This window comes from Kaistella sp. CFF1-2, assembly GCF_059509915.1.
The window spans coordinates 561,107-583,943 of record NZ_JCAKLF010000001.1; the positions used below are offsets into that span (position 1 = coordinate 561,107).

Sequence of the window (22,837 nt, forward strand, 5' to 3'; positions counted from 1 at the left end):
GATAAAAATCGAGTTTGAATTATGTAAAAATTACTATCCTAAAAATTCAGAAATAGAAATTGTTTTTTGTTCACCATTTTCTTGATTCTTAATGGTAATGGTTTGATTTTCGATTTCAGATTCACCTAGAAAAACCAAATTCTTCACACCACGTTTTTCTGAATAAGAAAAGAATTTTTTCATTTTTCCAGCATCTGGAAAAAGTTCAGCAGAATTTCCCTTTAAACGCAATTGTGTAATCACTTTCTGAGCGTGAATTGCTTCTTTATCACCATAGTTTGCAAAAAGATAATCGATTCCAGAAGTCGTATTCTCAGGAAAAAGTTTCAATTCTTCCATCACCAAAAAGATACGATCCAATCCAAACGAAATCCCAATTCCAGGAACATTTTTCACACCAAACGTTTCCGTAAGATTGTTATATCTTCCACCACCACCGATAGAACCCATTTCTACTCCTTCGGCTTTAATTTCAAAAATTGCACCTGTGTAATAATCGAGTCCACGAGCTAATGTAATGTTGAAAACCAAATCATTAGCTGCACCCAATTTTTTAGATTCTTCTAAGACAAATTCAAGCTCTTCAACACCAGATTTTCCTATTTCAACTTCCGCAAAAGACGTTTTTAGAATTTCTAAAACTTTCTCTTGAGGATAATTTTCAAACAAGAAACTTAGTTTCTCAATTGCATCATCAGCAACTCCCTTTTCTTGAAGCTCTTTGACAACACCGTCTTTTCCAATTTTATCTAGCTTATCCAAAGCCACTGTAAAATCGATTAATTGCTCTGAAATATTAGCGTATTCAGCCAAGCCTGAAAGAATTTTCCGGTTATTAAACTGGATTTTCACTGGAATATTCAAATCGCGAAATGACTTCAAATACAATTGAACGAAATCAATTTCTTGCCATAAACTCTCGCTACCAACAACATCCGCATCACATTGATAAAACTCTCTGAAACGACCTTTTTGAGGTCGATCTGCGCGCCAAACGGGTTGAATTTGATATCGTTTAAATGGGAAATTCAATTGACCTTGATTCATCGCTACAAAACGTGCGAAAGGAACCGTAAGATCGTATCTCAACGCTTTTTCAGAAATCTGAGAAATTAGTTTTTGAGAATTTTTCGCATTCCAATCTTCATCTTTCGTTTTTGAAGCGTAATCACCAGAATTCAATATTTTAAAAATAAGACGATCACCCTCTTCACCGTACTTTCCAGTTAAAGTTGCTAAATTTTCAAAACTTGGCGTCTCCAAAGGTTGAAAACCAAACAATTCAAAATTCTTTTGCAAGGTGTTGATAATGTAACGTCTTTTGACAACTTCTGCTGCTGTAAAATCTCGAGTTCCTTTTGCTAGTGATGGCTTCATGAATTTCGTACTAAAAGTCTGTATTAAAATAAGCGACAAAAATACGGAATTTATTCGGCTCTGTTTTTAGAAACGTAAGAAAAACAAAGGACGAAATTCGAATTCGTCCTTTGTTTAGAATAAAAAGGAATTTTTAACTAAAAATTCTCCACTAATTGGATGATTTCATCACCATAGTTTTCAATTTTGTGTTTTCCAAAACCTTTAATAAGTTTCAACTCTTCCTTTTTGTGAGGCTTGCTTTTCGCAACAACTAAAAGTTCTTTATTGGTCGCAATGCAATACGTTGGAATTTTCTGAACCTTTGATTTTTCGCTTCGCCAAAGCTTTAACGCTTCTAGAATTTTCTCTTCCGATTCGGAAATCACTTCTTCAGAATACGTCAAATTATCATTCTCATTAAGCATCATTTTCGTTTCAGAATTCACAAAAATAATTACCGACCAATACGGTTCTTTCGTTTGAACAAAAGCAGTTTCTACTTTATAAACTTCATTTCGAGAAAGAAACTCATCTAAATCGTGCTGATCTTGAAGAAGAAACTTTTCCTCTAACCGAATTTTAAATAGTTGGAGTTTCATGGTTATTCGCTTTTAGGTTTTCCTAATAATATAATTTCCTCAATTCGAATTTCGGTGATGTATCTTTTTTGACCATCATTTCCTTCATACGAGCGGTAAACAATTTTACCTTCCACCGCAATTTCTTGTCCTTTTTCGACATACTTCTGCATAATATCAGCTGTTTTCCCGTAGGCAACCAAATTATGCCATTGGGTTTCTTCTACTCGATCGCCTTTCGAATTTGTAAAAAAATCCGAAGTTGCTAAACTTACTTTTGCTAAAATCCCATTTTCTAGATTGATGATTTCAACTTCTTTTCCTGTTCTACCAATTAAGGTTACTTTGTTTCTTAGTGACATGATTTCTAAAATTTTAATTAAACATTCAGATTCGAGTCTTTCATTTGTCTCTCAAATCTCTGGGACAAAGGTTGACAAAAACGGAAATCGTAGTCGGTAAAGAAGCGTTTATTATCGTTTGTAGTCGTTTGAAAACGGATACAAAACATAGAAAAAACCAATGAATAAAGGAAAAGTAATCAAAATTGAAAATTAGAAAATATTCAATAAAACGTCCAGCGAAACTTTGTTTCGCTGGACGTTTTATTATATAAGTCAAAATTCTTTATTTAACCGCAATAAAAATATCGACTTCCGAGTTTTCGCCGTTTTGAGATTTGGCGCCATAAACCTCGTAATCGTACGTGTATTCTCTTTTGAGTTGTGAATCTTGGCTCCAGATTTCCATCCATTTTGCACCAACAGCTTTGGGCATTTCACCTTTTGCTGTGAATAGTTGAAAATTCTCTGCTGGAAATTCACGACCTATCATCCCTTCTGGAATTTCGTCTAATTCGGAAACTTTCATTCCAATGATTGTGGTATATTCTTCCGTATAATCACTTTGATAATCGGTATAAATAGCTATAATTTCATCCGAAATCTTATGTGGAATTTTCTCTGCAACTGCTTCTGAAAAAAATCGTCCCCAAAGTGCGCCCAAATCTTGCAAGGCTTGACTGTTTTTATTGGCTGTTCTAATCGCAATTCCAATAATTTTAAATCCGTCTTTCATCGTATTTTATTTTAAACCTAACATTTGTGGACCTTGTTCAAAAACAATATCCACCGGAATGTTCTGCGTTTTTAATTTATCCAAATCCTTTTGTAAATCTGTAGGAATTATTCCTTTCGTTGCGTACAGATTTTTTACACCTTCATAATCTCCATTTCCTTGAAGTGTTAAAACCAGCTCCGAAAGTCCATTCATCGCTTGTTCCATTTTGGTAACATCCACTTTATATTTTCCGTTTGAAAGCTTTTGAAAAGCTCCTTTTTCAGCAAAATAATTGAATGCAATCATATTTGCTTGGCCGTGAGCGGAACTTGCTCCAAAACGAACCGATCTAAAAATTCCCGCCAAAAAAGTCACGAAATAATCTTCTTTAGAACCTTGTAATTCTCCTTTTTTAAGAAGTTGATTCACCATATACAAACCAAGAATATCTGCTTTCCCTTCCTCTAAAGCGGAATTCGCTTCCTTCAAAGATTCACGAACAGAACCTTTTCCATTAATCGTTGATTTAATTCCTAATCCATGCGCTACTTCGTGAAACATCACATTGGAAAAAAACGCATCAAACTTAATATTTTTCTTTTGACTATCGTCGATTAATGAATTTGCAATTGGAACTAAAATTTGATCAAACTTCGCTTTCATCGCATTTTTAAGTTGAAGGCGTCTCGTTCCTTTTTCCAATTGAACTTTCTCGTCATTTGGAAGGTTGATCGCAATGGTTTTTCCCGCAGCATTACAATCTCCTGCGTAATACACGACATCATATGCATTAAGATCCGAATCCGTTCCCGGAACTTCTTTCTTATACGCCGAAGGAACCGGAAGGTTTCGTTGCAATTCTGGTAAATATTTTACAAATTTTGCCAATTTTGCGCTCCACTCCACGTCTTTTACCAAAACATAGGCCTCATACGATGTTTTATAACCAAATAATTGGTCTTCATAATTTTCAATTGGCCCAATCACCAAATCCAATTTGGAATTTTTCATATCCATCCAAGCCATATCACTCGGATAAAAATCGTCGTTCAACAATGATTTTGCTCGAAGTTGTAAATAGTTTTTAAGCCCAGTATCGTCGGCAGATTCAGCAGCTTTATTTAAATACGAAGCTGCTTCTTGAAGTTTCGATTTAAATTGAACTGAATACGGAACACTTATTAATTTTCCGTTTGAATCTCTTTTAATAACCGTGTATGGAGATTTTCCATCTTTCAGATTTGCTTTTTCAAACTCTTCCTTAGACATATTTTCAGGATAAAATGTTGCACCGGCTGGTTTTGCACTTACATTAGCCAAAAATGGAACATCATTATTCAATCGATCCCAAGGGCCATAATTGATTTCCGCATATTGCTTTGCTTCGCCAGAAAGACCTTTCAATAGTGAAGATTTATTTCCATAGGCTTGCTCCCAATACAAATCATCCATAACTTTCGCCGCTTTGAACATATTGGCAAGAACTTCTTTTTCATTCTTCGTTAAATGCGAAATATCAGCTGTTAACGCCACTTTTGCATAGTCTTGGTATGCGTAGCCATTTTCTTTAACTTGGGAATTTTCCATAGGATTTTGTTTCTGAGGATTTTGAGTCGTACATGATGCCAAAAGCCCTGCACAAACAACGGAACCCAATAATATGTATTTAAAATTCATTGTTCTAATTTTCATGTGAAGGTACGGAAAACTGAAAAAATGAATGCGAATACGAAAAAATTAGTATCTTTTATTTGAAATTATCATCGTATGCAAACGTGTTTGGAATGTGGAGAAATTATTAAAGGTAGAGCCGACAAAAAGTTCTGCAATGATGCGTGTCGCAATGCCTTTAACAACAAACAAAACAAAGTTTCGTCTAACTTGATGAGGGCGATTAACAATCGTTTGCGTAAGAATCATCGCATTTTAGAAAGTCAGAAATTCACTGACGGAAAAGCGAAAGTTACCAAACAAAGTTTGATTGCTTTAGATTTTAGTTTTGATTATTTCACCAATCTTAAAAAGTATAAAAATGGCGCTGAATACCAATTCGTCTATGATATTGGCTATCGCTATTTAGAAGATGATTGGATATTGCTTGTCAAGAAAAACGACGATTAATTCTTTAAAAATTGAATTATCATCCAATGATTTGGATGATTCTTCACCAATTCTGCTTTCATTTTGTCATTATTCGTGTTAATCGCCGTGTACACTTGCAACGGAATTGATTCTGGGTGTGCTTTGAAACCTTTTGCAACAACCTCTTTAGATTCGTCCTTCTTTCCCGCAGATTGAAGCATTTCTGCATGTAAAATCGTAATCATTACAGGTTCTTTTTTATAGACAAAATTGTACTCATTTTTCATTGCTACAACCAAATCGACTAAAAAATTGTAATCCGGATTTTCAGAAGAAATTTCTTTTCGAAACACTTCGTTATAGTATAGATGTAGTATAGTTAAATACGTATTCTTGCTTTTCGGGTTATCAAGAAAGGCATTTAAATTTTTAACGAAATCGGTTTTTTCCAAGTCACCCTGATCTTGCTGCAATGTCACTTGATAGACTTGTTCCAACAAATCCCAAGCATTTGAATCGGATGCATCAATCGGCGAATCCTTTTTCACCTCACTCACCAAAGAATTCACTCGATAATCCGAAACCTCTTGAGCCGAAAACATAGTCAAACTCATTATTAACAAAACTAAAATCAACTTTCTCATACCTTAAAAATAAGGAAATAAAGATAGAACCTATTTGGATTGAAACTCAAAAAAATGTACTTTTCAAAAAAAACAGATTAAAATTCACATGTAACACCATCTTTCCTACTGCTCTTATCGGGTTATTCTTATTTTCTTGTCAAGGAAAACCGAAACCTAATGATGAATTTCGAAATGATGTTTTGGGAAAGATGAAATTGCACCAAGATACATTGAAAGTGATGAACCAATTTTTGGATCAACTGGACGAACGTAATACGACTTTTGGTGATTATTATGTGAAAGCTCACCAGACCATTCAAGATTCGTGTTATGAAGTTTTGAAAGCTAAATACGAACCCGATTATTTTATCAATAACAACAGAACGGACGAAGATTCAGAGTTTTTATACCAAAATACAATCTAGGACTTTATATTCCAGAAGATTTGGTGCAAGATGCCGCTGTTGAAAAGTAATTACAACAACCTAATTTTATCTTCTAAAATTTCGATTTTTTTGTCTTTATAAAGAGAACCAATAGCTTTTTTAAAGTTCTTTTTACTCATTTGCAAGAAATCTTTAATTTGCTCTGACTCTGATTTATCCGAAAGATGTAGAATTCCGTAGCTTTCATCTAAAGCATCAAGAACTTTTTGTTTGAAAGCATCAATATTTTCAAAACCTTGAGGTTGAAGCGTGATATCAATTTTACCGTCTTCACGAATCGCTTTAATATAGCCTGTTTCATCAGAAAGTGGATACAGTTTTTTGAAAACATCCGATGCATAAACCAATCCTAAATATTTTTGATCAATAACGACATTCCATCCTAATTCGGATTCGTTCATTAAAATCAATTTTACTTGGTCGCCTTCTTTGTAAGGCAATTCAGAATACGACGGATTACGTTTGAACTTGGCTGTACCGGTAATTAAACCTGTTTTTTCATCTTCATAAACGTACAATAAGTAGCGTTTTCCAGGAATCATTTTTCCTTTTTGCTCTTTGTAAGGAACGAACAAATCTTTGATAATTCCCCAATCCATAAACGCTCCCGGAGGCAAAACCTCAACGCAAGACATCACCCCATATTCGCCAACTTGAGCGTAAGGTTTTTCGGTCGTTGCTTTAAGTTGATTATCATCTTGATAGATAAAAACCTCCACAAGGTCGTCTACTTCCCATGAATTTTCAGCGAAAATTTGGGCAATAAAGACCTGATTTCCTTCTTCATCGGCTAATTGAAAACCCGCATTATTTTTTTCGACAATGCGCAGCTGTTGCATTTTTCCTAATTCCATAAAATGATAATCTGCGGCAAAGGTACTGAAAAAACGTTTTAGAAAAAGCGTTTCGTAGCTTCATAAAAAAAGAGACCTATTCAGTCTCTTTCTTTTCTATTTTATTTTTGGGTAATTCGGGAGGTCGCATTCTGTAATTTAAACTATGCAATGTTTTTAGAAAATTTTCCAAATCATTAATTTCAGTATCCGTTAAATTTAACTTTACTAACATTTCCGATTTTTTAGGAAAAAGTTCACTTTCAGGGTTTCTTTTTTCCGTTGGCATTCCCGAGTTGTAAAGATTAAGGACTCCTCGAAGGTGTGGAAATAATCCATTATGCATATAAGGTGCAGTGCTTGTAATTTCACGAAGTGTTGGTGTTTTAAACTTCCCAACATCTTCATTTTTTTTCGTTATCTCATACAAACCTAGATCTTGTAATGTTCTTCCAAAATACGTTAATCCAACGTTATGAAATTTCTGATCGGAGAAATACGATGAGTTGTGACAGTTGATGCAATTAGCTTTTGTACGGAACAAATGCAAACCATTAATTTCCGAATCTGTAAACTCATCTTTTTTTCCCTTCACAAATTTATCAAACCTCGACGTATGGCTTACAATGGTTCTTTCAAAAGTCGCAATCGCTTTGTTGATACGATCTTTACTCACTTTGTCATCACCAAAAGCTTTATCAAATAACGGTCTATATCCTTTTATTTTTGCGATTCGTTTAACCGCTAAATCCGAGTGGAAATTCATTTCAACAGGATTTTCTATAGGATGCGTAACTTGCTCCTCAAGCGTACTTGCCCGACCATCCCAGAAAAAAGTCTTTGCATAACCTATATTGATAAGTGTAGGTGCATTACGATTACCGGGTAAACGGTCATGACCAAAAGAAACCCGTTGTCCATCTGCCCAACCAATTTCTGGGTTATGGCAATTGGCGCATGAAATTTGCCCTGATTTGGAAAGCCTAGGATCAAAAAATAAGGCTTTACCTAACTCTTCTTTATCTTTTGAATAGGGATTATCTGCAGGAAATGCCATCTCGCCTAATGGTCCTATATCCTGAAACCCCTCTTTAGCTTCATCAAACAATTGCGGCTTTGGCCAGATAGAAGGATTTCCACTACCATAAAGTGCTCTTAGCTCGTCTGGCGTATAGCCGTTATGTACCTTTTCTTCAGTAGAAAAAGCATAAATTATACTCATGGCTGCCGCCAAAACAAGTAATTTCTTCATTAATAATAAAAATTAAATCCCAAGGAAACATATTGGCTTGCATCCGTATTGATATTCCCCTTTTCTTGCCCGTTTCTATTGTTTACAAAATACCATTGTTGTCCCTTAGCATAAACTTCATAGCGTACTCTTTTCAAATCAATAAAGTACTTTAATTGTATCCCAAGATTAAGTCTTGTGGAAGAATCATAAAAGTAGTCTGGTATCACGATATTTTTAACAAAAATATTCTCCTGACTGCTTTGGTAAGGCTCGTAAATCATTTTAGAATCTAAAGGCAAATATAAGCCATGTCGAACTTCCAATGCTATTTTTTGGTTTTGTTTTAGTCGGAATTCTTTTTCTCCACTAATTTGATAGTCTAAAAACTGTAACTTTTTGTTCATAACTACCGAAAGATCCTTTACGTTTTGATTTCCGACAGTTAAATGACCACCTAATCTCAACAATTCATTTTTAGAATTCCATCTTGAAAAATAGTTCTGCCATGACAAATTTTGATTCAAAGCCTTATACGATGTATACAACCCTTGATAGTCATAATTAAGGTCTTCTTGATCAACAAAATCCATTTTTGAACTCCACTTCCAATTTCCGATATTTCCTAAATACCGTGCATAGATTTGATGCTTATCCGTTCGCAATCCTGCTATTTTTTGGATATCTCGGAATGTTCGTAGTACATTATTTTCGTCTCGAATTTGGTACGTATAAAATCGCGTTAATCTATCAATATAAAACTCATTTTTATATCCTACTAATAGTACATTTTTTTGTGTTTCATATAGGTATTCTGCACCAAAAGACACCCCATCATATTGATATTCAACATCACCAAATGTATCATTATAATAGTAATTTCCGTAACCTCTGTTGAACCTTATATACGTATCGAAATGATTAGGCGCATTTAGATTCGTGTTTGAATACGATATTTTAGATCGTTTTTGACGATTAAAATAACCCGCTTTCACGAACAAAGAATGATTTTTCAGTTTATACCCTAGTTTTGCATCCAAATGATACTCATAATTACCAATTTCTGGTCTTGGATCTCTACTGGAATAAGCTTTTAAAAAGGATCCTTCTACTTCTGCACCAATTAAAAGTCCTTTCCAGGGATTGTATGCTAAATTTCCATTGATATAATAATTTTGTCGTAACCAATCAGACTTTCTAGGCGCATAAAAATAGGCTGGATTACTAATAAAATTTTGGTTCGTTGTTCGTTCCTCCGTTAAAATATAAGGAACTTCTGATTCATTTTCAGATTCCACTTTTAGCTTTCCGGAAAGAATTAAATTCGGTTTAAATTGAAAAATACCTTGAGAGCCAAAACCTAAAATTGTTGTTTTAGATGGCGTTTGCGCACGACTAAAATTTAATTTTTGGTGTTCAAACATTACTTGAGTATCCGTGAAGTCCAAAGGTTTACTAAACGTAATTTCTGGATGTGATAATCGCAGCTCTTTTTCCGTAGGATCAATATTTATGGTATCCAATTGAGATTGTTGTGCCTGAATTTGTGAGATACCTAATAAACCAGAAAGACTAAGAAAAACCTTAATCTTTGCAGTAGTATTAAATTCTATGAAAGCCCTAATTCGCATACCCTCGAGGATTCGCTTTAATAGTAACAAAATCGTTTGTGGAGTTGTTTGTATCTTGTAAAATTACTCTTCCGTTAATTATAGATTTAGTTTTTCTAATGACAGAAAACGATGTATAATCAGCATAATTTTCACCGGCTGCATTCTTAATACTCGCTTTTCCAGCATCAACATCAGAAGGTAAATCTTTAGGATTATCATCATTTTTACTACCGATATCCACACCATCCATAATTACTTTTTTCGAAATCCTTGTGTAAACATTTCCAGTTGGAGCGTTAGGAAGTGGAATTTTATTCCAACTTTTAACTTCAGCATCAGTTACTCCATTGAAAATAACCACAGCTGGTCTATGAGCTAGATTTAATATCCAATCGTTGCTACCACTAGTCCAATGAACAATTTCCACATCTTTTACTGCAGGATTCTGAATATCTGTCGCAAAAGGCTTATCTCCAATTGAAATGAAATAATCACCTAAATATGCTTCAAAATCAGCTGAACTTAAATCTACTGTAAGACTAGGATCTAAAATCGGTACATTAACCCCATTAATATTGGTATAGGGTGCTTTATGATTAATTGCTGTTTGGGCAATAATGATGCTTTTCCCAGGAGCTACTGGATAATCTTTTCCTGAGCCTGGAATTTTGATGATGTTTGTTGCGTAAACATAATCTGTATTAGCCGCAGAACCTAGACTATTCCCAGCCGACTGGCTCCAATCCCATTGTCCATTGGGCAATGTATATTGAGTAACCGTCGCATTATTTTTCCCATGAACTAGGGCGATATATAATCCATCCGCATACAAAGTGGTATTTGAGTTATTGTGAATCTCAGTAAATTGATCACGTAATAAAGCTCCATTTTTGGTATCTGAACCTGCATAATAATGCTGTTTAATCACGAAATCACCAACCGTTCCGTTAGATAATGTAATTGCTGTAGAAGAAATATTAGCATTAATACTAACTTTTTCTTGAGAACCATTGAAATTGATTTCTTCCCTATTTGTTGACATTCCAAAAATATCAAAATACTGCTCTTTCGTAAGAGAAAGGTCAGCAACAATAGAATAAACTCCTGGAAAAACTTGCGTTAATTTCAGTTCTCCATTTTCATCTGTTTTCCCTTTAACTTCTTCACCTGTAGCATCATTTTTCAGCACCACATTTGTATTTTTTGCATTAAGTCCTCCAACGGTCTGATCAAACTTAACCATTACTGTAAATGGTACCGGTTGCAAGGTTGCACCATCACCAAAATCATCATCTCTACAGGCTACAATAAGTAACATGAGGGAAAGTAAAGTAAAAAATAACGACTTTTTCATAAACTATATTTTTAAATTATTAAAATTGATATGATATATTCCCACCAAAAGATATCGGTGTAAAATTTGCGTATTCGTATCCTAAACTATCATAACCTTTTAAATTGAACATGTTATTAAGATATACTGAGATCCGAAGCTTGCTTTGGAATTCCTTACTAATACGTAAATGAAAATTATGAAATGTTTGCCCCTGAGAAGAGAAGTTAGTAACACCAGATCCCGAATTTGTCATGGATTTAATCGCAGGATTGGATAACATTTCCTCGGTAACAGCATGTTGCGTAAAACTAGGATCGAGATAAGCAAATGGTAATTTAGCCGAAGTAGATCCTTTTTCCTCATACAAAAAGTGATCGGTATTTACGGAAATAACCAATCCGGCTTGCGGAATATGATAATCTAGCATTACCCCAGCACTAGCTCTTTGGGCTTTTGTTTTATGCGGAGCGAAAATTCCGTACGAAACTAGAAGGTCTTCAACATTTGATTTCACTAACGTATTTACGGACTTTTCTGATTTCGTTTGTACATAACTTCCTTTTAAGGAAATGTTCAGATTGAGACTTTCAATACGTTTGAAAGACCAAAAAGTTTCCAATCCCATATCTAAAGACTCCAAACCGTTGGTTTGAAAATTTTGCAAATGTCGTACTCGCTGAACACCATCTATGGTAAATGTCGGAGCTTCGGTACCAACCTGGTGAATTTTAACCAACGCTTTGTCATACTCCTGAATCGTTCCTACGGTTGTAAAACCATCAAACAGTTTGTTTCGATATCCTGTTAAAGCAATATTTGCAAAAGGAACTTTAAAATCAATACCTAATTCGGAACGCCAACTTTTAGACGGTTTCAAATCCACATTATTAGCAGGAATCATGATGGTTTGCATAATTGCAACTGAATATTCACCTGGCAACCGATAATCACCAAGTAGAACATCCAAGAAACGCGGCCCAGTATACAACTGATTCAATGATGGCGCTTTACTAGCTAATCCTAATCCACCCCGAATGGTGAAATTTTTCATCCGATACGATGAATTAATTCTCGGTGAAAGAACAGAAGCCGAATTCTGTACATCGAAGCGAATCCCTGAATTGATTTGAAGCAAATGATTATTCGCAAATTTCTTCGAGATATTATCTTGAAAATAAACCGCAAACTGACTACTAGATCGTACACCTTTCTCAAAATCATACTCGCGTGTTCCGTTTTCTGCTGCACCTACCGTATTAGAGCCCGAAAATTGATTAATGTCTCCATATCTTCCACGCCCAAAATTGTTTGCATAGCGATAATTCAACCCTAGGGAAAGGCTATGAACCCATCTATTTTTGGTCACAAAATTGGTTCCAGCATCTACATCACCAAAAATATTGAATGGATTCCCCTGAACGTAATTATGATTAAAATACTGCGGAGGCATATAAGGAGCGAAATAAACATCATCTTTCATCGCCGTTCCGTACGGTAATCCGTACGAATTAATAAAGTTCCTTCGCAATGATAGCTGATCTCCATAACTAATTCCGAAATTTGCATTTACTTGCTTTATCCATTTTGATTTCAGCTTTAAATTGGTATTGTTTGATAAGGAATAGCTATTATTTTTTCCTTCCACATAAATCCCTTGATACTCGTCCTCTCCCGCTTGTCCTTTGTTTGTATCTGCATTTATATTTAGCCCAAGTCTATTTCTAAAAGTCTTGGATCGATTCGAAGTGGTATGTTGAATATTAGCACTAAAGCGATTATAAGTAACGTCGGAAAAACGAGGGTCCGTGCGAGAATTCATATAATTAACAGAAACATTCAAGGCATCTCCATTTCTGTTGAGTAAAAACCCTTTACTAGCACCCAACTGATAGGTTCCCGCATTTAATGATGACTGCACTCGTAGAGGTCTCTGTCCCGCTTTGGTTTCTACTTTAACCAAACCTGAAGTTAGATCACCGTATTTCGCATCTGGAATCCCTGCAATAACTTCAATTCGTTCAATATCTTCTGTTGGAATTTGTCGAAGATCGACTCCATAATTGGGTTGCGCAGGAGTTACGCGACCTTTATTTGTTGATATCGTAAATCCTTGGTTAAATGGATTATCATACGCCGCATTATAACTTTGCATATTCGCGTTGTTACTTAATGCAACGTCATTTATCATGATTTGGGTACCAAACGCTTTATTTCCAAAATCTTGTCCCGAAGCATTACTATTACCAAACATTCCAGTTCCATCAGCAGTTCTTAAAACAATATTTCGCATCTCTGAAATACGCATTGGTTCTACATATTGACCTGGTAATTGTTGTAAAATATCACCTAAAGAAAATGCTTGATTTTTTTGCAAAGCTTCTTCCGTAATCTCGATTGCTGAAAATTTATTTTTCTTCGCGACTAAGGAAACTTCAGGAATATGTATTGTCGAAGGAAACAACTTAACATCTAAGACCTGATCATTTGTCCCTTGTATATCTTTTGATTGTACAATCCAGCCTGATTTATAGAAAACCAATTTGGCACCATCAGTATAATTTAAAGAGAACTCTCCATTTTGATTTGTTAATGCCCATGCGCCCGTAGATTCATTAGTTACACGTACATTAGAAAGACGCGTATCATTGGAGCCATCTACAATTACACCGGAAATTTTTTGACCAAATAGTAATGACGTTCCTAATAATTGTATTGTAATAAATACAGCTATTTTCATTTAGAATTTTTAAAGTAACAAACTTATTAATAATTATTCTAAATAAAAATAAAAATTCAAAAAAATAAAAAAAAAATGCTCTAATTTCTTAGAGCATTTTTTATTAGCATTTACAAGCGTTACCGCTGCAGCATTTGCTTTGCAATTCGGTTTTCATTCTTGTTTTGAATTCTTGATATTGTTCATCATTCATTTCACGAATTTTATCTGCTACTCCAAATGGTGTTTTTTCTTGAATCCCGAAATCTCCCAATATTGTACGTACTGCTTTTTTCTTATCGATTGCTTTTTTTGCCAATAAACCTACACCTACAACAGCTAATGCTCCTAGAGCTCCTTTTAAATTTGAATTTTTCATTTTCTTTCTTTTACTTGTTTTGTATAAGTAAAGACGTTCGTTTTTAAGGTTTACTTTAAAAAAGAAAAAGTTTAACATCATTTAACAAAAAAAGGGAAACCGAAGTTCCTCTTTTTCTATTAAAATTATGGATTTAACGTGAATTGGAAATAAAATTAAGTAAATCTCGTCTAGAAGATTCAAAAGAGAACGCATCGGTTACTAAGTAATAATTCTCCCGATCCACACAACTTCTATAAAGTCTTTTAGCCATTTCTAAACGCTCATTGTCAAATGAAAACTCTTTTAAAAGCAACACAATTTGACCGGTTGTAAACTGCGTTGTTTTCAATTGTTGAGTAATGAATTCTTTTCTATTATTGTCGAATGATGCATTACGTTTCATCATGCTTAAAAACTGCTGAAACGAAGCCTTATTCATCACATTCCCGTAATTATAGTTTGGTTGATTATTCCATCCAGAATTGTTATTATAAGGATTATTCCAAACATCGTCCCACTCGTTAAAACCATACATTTGACCTTGAACTGGATATGAATCTAACAAATACAAACCTTTGTTGGTAAAGAAATCCAAAACCATTCGGGTATTGTTTGCAATTCGAAGTTGCGTTCTGTAGATCAAAAATCCATTTTCATAGATGGAGATTGGGTTTCGTCCCGATCCTAGATCAAAAAATCGAAACTTACCGGATGCATTAGTGATTTGTTGATCACCGATTTCCACTGTAAAATAACCACGTTCTGGAATTCTCAAGAAAACTTCGGAATAACCATAGTTTTGATTCCACTGATACCGAGGTTGATTATTCGTATTTCCACGATCAGGATTTCGGTTACTTGAAGTGTTGTTTCCAGAATTTCCTAAAATCGTATTCCCAGGTCTTGAAGATCCTGATGAAATATCCGAACGTTTTTTTTGCATTTCAGATATGGTCGCTTCATTCTTCAGAAGTTCACCAGTTTTTATAGCTTCTTGAGCATAAAATAATATCGAAATTGCGAATGCCGAAAGTGTAAATATTCTTTTCATATCTTTTATTTTTGCTTGTATGTTATGGCATTCTACAAACATGCCAAAACCTCATGAATTCTATTAAATTCAATTAAAAAGTACAATATTTCGCAATGTATCAAAAATCGTGTAAAATCGATTTAACTTTAGGTTTAAAGATGAATCCAAGTGAAGTTTGATACAAAAAAAAGAGAAGCCAAAATTGACTTCTCTTTCTTATATATTTTGATTTTAAAAATCTTACATGTGGATTGCTCTTTTTCCTGTAGCGTCCAGAGCAGCTTCTTTTACAGCTTCTGCGTAGGTTGGGTGCGCGTGAGACATTCTTGTTAAATCTTCTGCACTTGCACGGAATTCCATTGCAGTAACACCTTCAGCAACTAAGTCTGCAGCTCTTGCTCCAATCATGTGGAAACCAAGGATTTCGTCCGTTTTTGCATCAGCAATAATTTTAACGAAACCATCTGTATCACCTGAAGCACGGCTTCTTCCTAAAGCTCTCATTGGGAAATTACCCACTTTGTACTCAACACCAGCTTCTTTCAATTGCTCTTCTGTTTGTCCAACTCCAGCAACTTCTGGCCAAGTGTAAACAACTCCTGGGATTAAATTATAATTGATGTGTGGTTTTTGACCAGCCAAAGTTTCAGCAACGAAAACGCCTTCTTCTTCCGCTTTGTGAGCCAACATTGCCCCTTTGATAACGTCACCAATTGCATAAATATTTGCAACATTTGTTTGAAGATGGTCGTTTACTTTTACTCTTCCTCTTTCATCCAACTCAACACCTGCAGCTTCAAGACCAAGTCCGTCTGTGTACGGTTTTCTACCAACAGAAACTAAACAATAATCTCCTTCGAAAGCAACTTCTTCACCTTTTTTGTTTTTAGCAGTCACTTTTACGTTATCGCCATTTCTTTCAACACCAGAAACTGCTGTAGAAAGTTCGAACTTCATCCCTTGTTTTTTCAACACTTTTTGAAGCTCTTTAGACAAAGAACCATCCATTCCTGGAATGATTTTGTCCATATATTCAACCACAGTTACTTGAGAACCTAATCTCAAATAAACAGAACCCAACTCAAGACCGATAACTCCACCACCGATTACGATAAGGTGTTTTGGGATTTCTTTTAAGTTTAAAGCTTCTGTAGAAGTGATAACTCTTTCTTTATCTAATGTGATAAATGGCAACGAAGAAGGCTTAGAACCCGTTGCGATAATCGTATATTTTGACTCGATAGATTCTGAAGAACCATCGTTTTTAGTCACTTTAATTTTTGTAGCCGATTCAAAACTTCCTACACCTTCAAAAACAGTAATTTTGTTTTTGTCCATCAGGAAACTGATTCCTTTCGTCGTCATATCAACCACTTCGTTTTTACGAGCGATCATTCTTGCTAAATCTGCTTTGGGCTCGTTGATGATAATACCGAAATCTGCAAAATCGTGTTTTGCTTTTTCGAAATGCTCAGAGCTATCCAAAAGTGCTTTCGAAGGAATACATCCTACGTTAAGACACGTTCCACCCATAGTTGGGTATTTTTCAATAATTGCTGTTTTGAAACCCAATTGCGCTGCACGAATTGCAGCAACGTATCCACCAGGACCAGAACCGATTACGGTAACATCAAATTGTGACATTATATATTTTTTATGTTAATACTTTTTAAGCGTTACAAATTTAAAGATAATATACAGCATCGCCAACTGAGATTGCGCAAAATTTTGTTAAACCTGCGATAGATGTTATAAATTTCCTAAAACTTGCTCGTATTTTTTCATAATGATGTCTTTCGAAAATCTTGTAAGAATCGAATTTCGAATCGAATTAACATCATGTTCTTGTTTTAAAATTTTTAAAATATCTTGTGCAAAATCTTCATGGTTATCAATATCCGAAACTTCGCCATTAATTCCTTCTTGTACAATTTCGTTAATTCCACCTGGACAATTATTAGCTAAAGAAAAAGTTCCGCAAGCGCCAGCTTCCAACAAAACATTGGGAAAACCTTCATAGCGAGACGATAAAACAAACAAATCTGCAAACTTTAAAAACTGATACGGATTTTCTTGTCTTCCATGAAAAATCACATTTTTTAATCCAAGAAGTTCTTTCATTTCATGGAGCATTTCTTTATCACGTCCATCGCCCAAAATGTGCAGTAAAATATTTTCGTTTTTTAATCTTGAAAATACTTTTAATAAATTATCAAAACCCTTTCTCGAAGAAAGGTTTCCGATGGCGACAACGTTTTTAAAATTGGTTTTAAAACTTTCTGGACGTTGAGAAGATTTTAGTTTTTCATCAATAAAATCAAAGTCGACGGGATTATTTATTTTGACGATTTTATTGGATTTAATATCAAAATTTTTGAGTAAATCTTGCGCCATATCATCACTCTGGCAAATGATGTTTTTGTAACTGTTGTAAAATTTATAAAAAAATCGAATTTCCTTTCTGGTAACGTGTTCCGAAACAACATTCGTTTCTCTCGCAATAAATTTTGTTTTCGGAAAAAGCTTTATAAACAGGGATAAATATGCATTAACTTCTCCAAATCCTGAAAAAACAATGTCGGGCTTTCTTTTCCGAATTTCTTTTAAAATTGGACGAATCGAATGTCGAATGCGTTCTGTATTGAGGTCGATAATTTCCACATCATCTTTCACATAACGCAGATAGCCGCCTTCTTTACGCAAAAGCATGATTTTAGGTTCAAACTTTTCGCGAGGAAGATGGTTGGCAAGCGTCATCACAATGCGCTCGGCACCGCCAGTTTCCAAATCGGGAAGAATGAATATGATGTTTTGTTTTTTCATAAAAAATCTACGCTTATCGATTTACAAAAATGCAAAAAAGAAATATTATTTGCTACATTTACATTCCTTCAAAAATGAAAGAAACCTATGAAGCGTCTCATTTTTACTTTTTTTATTGGCTCTAGCCTGCTTTTTAATGCCCAAAATAACGAACTTGTAAGTTCTCCTGTCGATTACGTTAATCCTTTAATGGGAACCGATTCCAAATACGAATTATCCAACGGAAACACCTATCCAGCAATTGGACTTCCTTGGGGAATGAATTATTGGACACCACAAACCAATTCTATGGGAAATGGCTGGGCGTACCAATATTCAGCAAATCAAATAAATGGTTTCAAGCAAACCCATCAACCATCGCCTTGGATGAATGACTATGGGTATTTTTCCATCATGCCAATGACCAACAAATTGGCTTTTCCAGAAAAAGAAAGACAAAGTTGGTTTTCGCACAAAGCGGAAATTTCAAAACCGCATTACTACAGTGTTTATCTAGCTGATTACAATTTAACAACTGAAATCACTCCAACCGAAAGAGCGGCCGTTTTCAGATTTTCATTTCCTGAAAACACGCCTGCTTACGTTGTAATTGATGCAATTGATAAAGGTTCTTATATCAAAATCATTCCAGAACAAAATAAAATTATTGGCTATTCTACAAGAAATAGTGGCGGCGTTTCGGCAAATTTTAAAAACTATTTTGTAATTCAATTCAACAGACCATTTGCAATGAAGCAGGTTTGGAACGATGGTAAATTTCAAAATCAAAATGAAATAAACAGTGCTCATGCTGGAGCAGGAATCGGATTTGGAATCATATCCAATGGAGAAAAAATCGAAGCGAAAGTTGCTTCATCGTTTATCAGTTTTGAACAAGCTGAGTTAAATCTTAAATCAGAAGTTGGAAACAAAAGTTTTGACCAAGTAAAAAACGAAGGTGAAAAACGTTGGAATGATGTTTTGGGTAAAATTCAAGTGGGTGGCGGAAGCGATGATCAACTCAAAACCTTCTACTCTAGCCTTTATAGAACAGTAATGTTCCCTATGACGATGTCCGAATTTAATGCTCAAAAAGAACGCGTGCATTACAGCCCATACACCGGAAAAACAGAAAAAGGCCATATGTTCGCTGGAACAGGATTCTGGGACACATTTCGTGCCTTATATCCATTATTGAATTTAGTCTATCCTTCTGTTTCTAAAGATATGCAAGAAGGCTTAATCAATGCGTATAAAGAAGGTGGTTGGCTGCCGGAATGGTCTTCACCTGGCTATCGCGGAATCATGATTGGGAATAATTCGGCGTCGGTTGTTTCTGAAGCGTATTTGAAAGGTCTTCGTGGTTATGATGCGGAAACGTTATGGCAAGCTTTAGTTCACGGTGCTAATAATGAAGGACCAGCTGCAACCGGGCGAAAAGGTGTTGACTATTACAACAAGCTTGGATACATCCCAAATGATGTAAAAATTAACGAAAATGTTGCTCGAAGTTTAGAATACGCATACGATGATTACGCGATTTATGCTTTTGGAAAAGAGTTAGGAAAACCAGAATCCGAATTGAAAATCTTCAAAGATCGAGCGATGAATTACAAAAATCTTTTCGATCCTAAATTTTCGCTTATGGCTCCTAAAAATGCAGATGGAAGTTTTACTAAAAATTTCAATCCGTATTCATGGGGCGGCCCTTTTACAGAAGGAAATAGTTGGCATTATTCATGGTCCGTTTTTCAAGATATTGAAGGTTTGAAAAACCTAATGGGAGGTGACAAAAAATTCATCGGAATGCTTGATAAAGTTTTTGCACTTCCACCCGATTTTGGTGATTACTCGTATTACGGGCAAGTAATTCATGAAATGCGTGAAATGCAAATTGCTAATTTTGGTCAGTATGCGCATGGAAATCAACCAATTCAGCACATGATTTATTTGTACAACTACACATCGCAACCGTATAAAACGCAGTATTGGGTTCGCGAAGTGATGAATCGTTTGTATAGCTATCAACCTAATGGATATTGTGGTGATGAAGATAATGGACAAACTTCGGCTTGGTATGTATTTTCTGCTTTAGGTTTCTACCCAGTAACTCCCGCAAGCACGCAGTATGTTGTGGGCGCGCCATTGTTCAAAAAAGCAGAAATTCATTTTGAAAATGGTAATTCTTTAGAAATAGAAGCGGCTAATAACTCCGATAAAAATAGATACGTAAACTCGGCTCGTTTCCGAGGTGAACGCTTAAAAGTAAATTATCTGGATCATTTTGAAGTTTTAAAAGGCGGAAATTTGAAATTCAAAATGGATGACAAACCAAATACAGAGCGAAATACAGAGGCAAGTGCTCAACCTTTTTCAATGAGTACAACTCCATAAAATCAGTTGCGGCAAGCTTCGCTTGCCGCAACTGATTTTTATTTATTTAATTTAGATTAAATTCTTAACTTGATTAATTTGCAACGTCACTAATAAATTTGATACGCAACATTCGGATTTCTTCATCCGAAAGATCGTCGCCAAATTCTCCAGTCAACACTTTCATGCTATCGCTTTCCGATTCGGTCATGAATTCCATAAATTCTTCCACACTATCTTCGTCAAAATTATCTTCGATATAGTAGTCGATATTTAACTTAGTACCTTGATATACAATGGATTCCATTTCCTTTAGAAGTTCATCCATTTTTAGATTTTTTGCACGAGCAATATCTTCTAAATCAAGCTTTTTATCAGTACTTTGAATAATAAAAACCTTGTGGCTGGACTTGTTTGCAACTTGTTTCAAAACCATATCTTGCGTACGCTCGATGCCGTTTTCTTCAACATAGTTTTTGATATAATCGGCAAAATCTTTCCCGAATTTTCGAGCTTTCCCTTCACCAACGCCATAAACTTTTGCAATTTCTTCCACTGAAATTGGATACTGCACCGTCATATCTTCCAAACTCGGATCCATAAACACCGTGTAAGGCGGGATTCCAAGTTTTTTTGCAATCTTTTTTCGAAGCTCTTTTAGTTGACCAAACAATTCCTGATCTAAACCACCACCCGACTGAACTTGAACATTTTCTGCTTCTTTTGTCGTTTGAGACAAATCATAGGTTCTATCTTCTGCGATTTGGAAAAGCTCTTTATAAACGCCATCCAGAACACTTTGTCCTTTTGGTGTCACTTTTAAAACCCCGTAGGTTTCAATATCTTTTTGAAGGAAATTCTGCACCGTTGCTTGTCGAATAATCGATTTCCAATAGTTTTCAGATTTATCTTTTCCAATTCCGAAAAGTTTATGCGTTTCTAGCTTATACGATTTGGTTACCGCCGTTTCTTTTCCAACAATAATGTTGATTAAATCTTTCGTTCGGAATTTTTCTTCCAGTTTTTTAGAAACATCGAGAACCAATTTTAAATCTCCTGATGCATCCAATAATTTAGGTGGATTAACGGAATTATCATCCATTTTGGCTCCTGCACCAGTATTCGGATCAAATTCTTCTCCGAAATAATAAAGCAAATATTGTCTTCTGCTCATTGAAGTTTCAGCATAGCCAACGACTTCATTTAAAAGCTGCAAACCGATTTCACGTTCAGAAACTGGTTTCTGCGCTAAGAATTTCTCTAACTTCTCAACGTCTTTAGGATCGTAAAAAGCAACGCAAATTCCTTCGCCACCGTCTCGTCCCGCTCTTCCCGTTTCTTGGTAATAACTTTCTAACGATTTCGGAATATCGTAATGAATTACAAAACGTACATCTGGCTTGTCAATTCCCATTCCGAAAGCGATGGTTGCAACGATAACGTCGCATTCTTCCATCAAAAATTTATCCTGATTGGCAACGCGTGTTTTTTGATCTAAACCTGCATGATAAGGCAATGCATCTACTCCATTTACTTGTAGCAATTGAGCAAACTCTTCAACTTTTCTTCGGCTTAAACAATAGACAATCCCTGATTTCCCTTTATGTTGATTGATAAATCGTACAATTTCCTTATCTACATTCACCTTTGGGCGAATCTCATAATACAAATTCGGACGATTGAAACTTTCTTTGAAAACTTGTGCATTGACCATTCCTAAAGTTTTTTGAATATCATCTTGAACTTTAGGTGTTGCCGTTGCTGTAAGCGCAATTACCGGAACTTCGGCAATTTTATCAATGATTGATTTTAGATTTCTGTATTCAGGACGGAAATCATGCCCCCATTCCGAGATACAGTGCGCTTCATCAATCGCACAAAATGAAATTTTCACATCGCGTAAAAACTCCAAATATTCTTCTTTAATTAAACTTTCTGGGGCAACGTAAAGCAGTTTGGTTTTACCGCTTCTGATATCATCAAAAACCTGTTTGGTTTGGGATTTATTTAAAGATGAATTCAAGACATGCGCTGTCCCTTCCTCAGAAAGGCCATTTACCGCATCTACCTGATTTTTCATCAAGGCAATCAAAGGCGAAACAACAATCGCTGTTCCTTCCGATATAAGTGCAGGAAGCTGGTAACAAAGGGATTTCCCGCCACCAGTAGGCATCAACACAAAAACATCTTTTCCTCCTAAAAGGGTTTCGATAATTTTCTCTTGCTGCCCTTTAAACTGTGAAAAACCGAAATACTTTTTTAATTCTTTGGATAAATCGGTTGAGTTTGTCTTCATCTAATATTAAGTTTGCTAAATTTGCATGTAATCAAAAGTACTAAATAATAATTAGAAATAAAAATATTTACAAGTCTTGGTCAAGATTCAAAA

The 22,837-nt window shown here is 35.2% G+C and carries 19 protein-coding genes; 3 read left to right on the forward strand and 16 right to left on the reverse strand.

From position 1 onward, the window contains the following. Nucleotides 1-33: 33 nt before the first annotated feature. The 5 genes from hisS to AC5XHR_RS02635 form a co-directional block, all read right to left on the reverse strand. Complete coding sequence (gene hisS, locus AC5XHR_RS02615) at nt 34-1,377, reverse strand: histidine--tRNA ligase (RefSeq protein WP_495949222.1); 1,344 nt, start codon at nt 1,375-1,377, stop codon at nt 34-36. A 137-nt stretch (nt 1,378-1,514) separates the two neighbouring features. Beyond that, nucleotides 1,515-1,958 (reverse strand): HRDC domain-containing protein, encoded by a 444-nt coding sequence (locus AC5XHR_RS02620; protein WP_495949223.1) that lies wholly within the window; start codon nt 1,956-1,958, stop codon nt 1,515-1,517. A 2-nt stretch (nt 1,959-1,960) separates the two neighbouring features. Further along, complete coding sequence (locus tag AC5XHR_RS02625) at nt 1,961-2,299, reverse strand: single-stranded DNA-binding protein (protein ID WP_495949224.1); 339 nt, start codon at nt 2,297-2,299, stop codon at nt 1,961-1,963. Between the two features lie 265 nt (nt 2,300-2,564). Continuing rightward, a complete protein-coding gene (locus AC5XHR_RS02630; RefSeq protein WP_495949225.1) occupies nt 2,565-3,014 on the reverse strand; it encodes a GyrI-like domain-containing protein in 450 nt (149 codons plus the stop codon). Nucleotides 3,015-3,020: 6 nt separating this feature from the next. Further along, a complete protein-coding gene (locus tag AC5XHR_RS02635; RefSeq protein WP_495949226.1) occupies nt 3,021-4,673 on the reverse strand; it encodes a dipeptidyl-peptidase 3 family protein in 1,653 nt (550 codons plus the stop codon). Between the two features lie 90 nt (nt 4,674-4,763). On the opposite strand from AC5XHR_RS02635, the gene AC5XHR_RS02640 reads away from it, so the two are divergent. After that, the gene (locus tag AC5XHR_RS02640; RefSeq protein ID WP_495949227.1) at nt 4,764-5,117 is read left to right on the forward strand and encodes a hypothetical protein; all 354 of its coding nucleotides are present in this window, start codon (nt 4,764-4,766) and stop codon (nt 5,115-5,117) included. Here AC5XHR_RS02640 and AC5XHR_RS02645 read toward each other — a convergent pair. Further along, on the reverse strand, nt 5,114-5,722 hold the full coding sequence (locus tag AC5XHR_RS02645; RefSeq protein ID WP_495949228.1) for a hypothetical protein: 609 nt from the start codon (nt 5,720-5,722) through the stop codon (nt 5,114-5,116). The two genes, AC5XHR_RS02640 and AC5XHR_RS02645, sit on opposite strands and share 4 nt — an antisense overlap. 191 nt (nt 5,723-5,913) lie before the next feature. On the opposite strand from AC5XHR_RS02645, the gene AC5XHR_RS02650 reads away from it, so the two are divergent. Continuing rightward, entirely contained in the window at nt 5,914-6,129 is a 216-nt protein-coding gene (locus AC5XHR_RS02650; RefSeq protein WP_495949229.1) for a hypothetical protein, read from the forward strand. 50 nt (nt 6,130-6,179) lie between these two features. On the opposite strand, the gene AC5XHR_RS02655 is transcribed toward AC5XHR_RS02650, so the two are convergent. The 9 genes from AC5XHR_RS02655 to AC5XHR_RS02695 all read right to left on the reverse strand — a co-directional run bounded on the left by AC5XHR_RS02655 (nt 6,180) and on the right by AC5XHR_RS02695 (nt 18,096). Further along, complete coding sequence (locus AC5XHR_RS02655; protein WP_495949230.1) at nt 6,180-7,004, reverse strand: CvfB family protein; 825 nt, start codon at nt 7,002-7,004, stop codon at nt 6,180-6,182. A 76-nt stretch (nt 7,005-7,080) separates the two neighbouring features. Further along, on the reverse strand, nt 7,081-8,235 hold the full coding sequence (locus AC5XHR_RS02660) for a cytochrome-c peroxidase (protein WP_495949231.1): 1,155 nt from the start codon (nt 8,233-8,235) through the stop codon (nt 7,081-7,083). After that, the gene (locus AC5XHR_RS02665; RefSeq protein ID WP_495949232.1) at nt 8,235-9,845 is read right to left on the reverse strand and encodes a DUF6850 family outer membrane beta-barrel protein; all 1,611 of its coding nucleotides are present in this window, start codon (nt 9,843-9,845) and stop codon (nt 8,235-8,237) included. The genes AC5XHR_RS02660 and AC5XHR_RS02665 overlap by 1 nt, the downstream gene beginning before the upstream one ends. After that, nucleotides 9,835-11,181, reverse strand: coding sequence for a DUF4876 domain-containing protein (locus AC5XHR_RS02670; protein WP_495949233.1), 1,347 nt, complete (start codon nt 11,179-11,181; stop codon nt 9,835-9,837). The genes AC5XHR_RS02665 and AC5XHR_RS02670 overlap by 11 nt, the downstream gene beginning before the upstream one ends. Before the next feature lie 19 nt (nt 11,182-11,200). Continuing rightward, nucleotides 11,201-13,900, reverse strand: a complete 2,700-nt coding sequence (locus AC5XHR_RS02675) for a TonB-dependent receptor (protein WP_495949234.1) — start codon at nt 13,898-13,900, stop codon at nt 11,201-11,203. Between the two features lie 103 nt (nt 13,901-14,003). Further along, on the reverse strand, nt 14,004-14,258 hold the full coding sequence (locus tag AC5XHR_RS02680) for a hypothetical protein (protein WP_495949235.1): 255 nt from the start codon (nt 14,256-14,258) through the stop codon (nt 14,004-14,006). Nucleotides 14,259-14,391: 133 nt separating this feature from the next. Next, nucleotides 14,392-15,291 (reverse strand): proline and serine-rich protein 1 family protein, encoded by a 900-nt coding sequence (locus tag AC5XHR_RS02685; RefSeq protein ID WP_495949236.1) that lies wholly within the window; start codon nt 15,289-15,291, stop codon nt 14,392-14,394. Between the two features lie 222 nt (nt 15,292-15,513). Then, complete coding sequence (gene lpdA / locus AC5XHR_RS02690) at nt 15,514-16,917, reverse strand: dihydrolipoyl dehydrogenase (protein WP_495949237.1); 1,404 nt, start codon at nt 16,915-16,917, stop codon at nt 15,514-15,516. Between the two features lie 105 nt (nt 16,918-17,022). Continuing rightward, nucleotides 17,023-18,096 (reverse strand): glycosyltransferase, encoded by a 1,074-nt coding sequence (locus tag AC5XHR_RS02695; protein ID WP_495949238.1) that lies wholly within the window; start codon nt 18,094-18,096, stop codon nt 17,023-17,025. An 87-nt stretch (nt 18,097-18,183) separates the two neighbouring features. Between AC5XHR_RS02695 and AC5XHR_RS02700 the strand changes: the two genes are divergently transcribed. Further along, entirely contained in the window at nt 18,184-20,469 is a 2,286-nt protein-coding gene (locus AC5XHR_RS02700; protein ID WP_495949239.1) for a GH92 family glycosyl hydrolase, read from the forward strand. A 73-nt stretch (nt 20,470-20,542) separates the two neighbouring features. On the opposite strand, the gene recQ is transcribed toward AC5XHR_RS02700, so the two are convergent. Further along, nucleotides 20,543-22,744, reverse strand: coding sequence for a DNA helicase RecQ (gene recQ / locus AC5XHR_RS02705; protein WP_495949240.1), 2,202 nt, complete (start codon nt 22,742-22,744; stop codon nt 20,543-20,545). Nucleotides 22,745-22,837 lie beyond the last annotated feature (93 nt).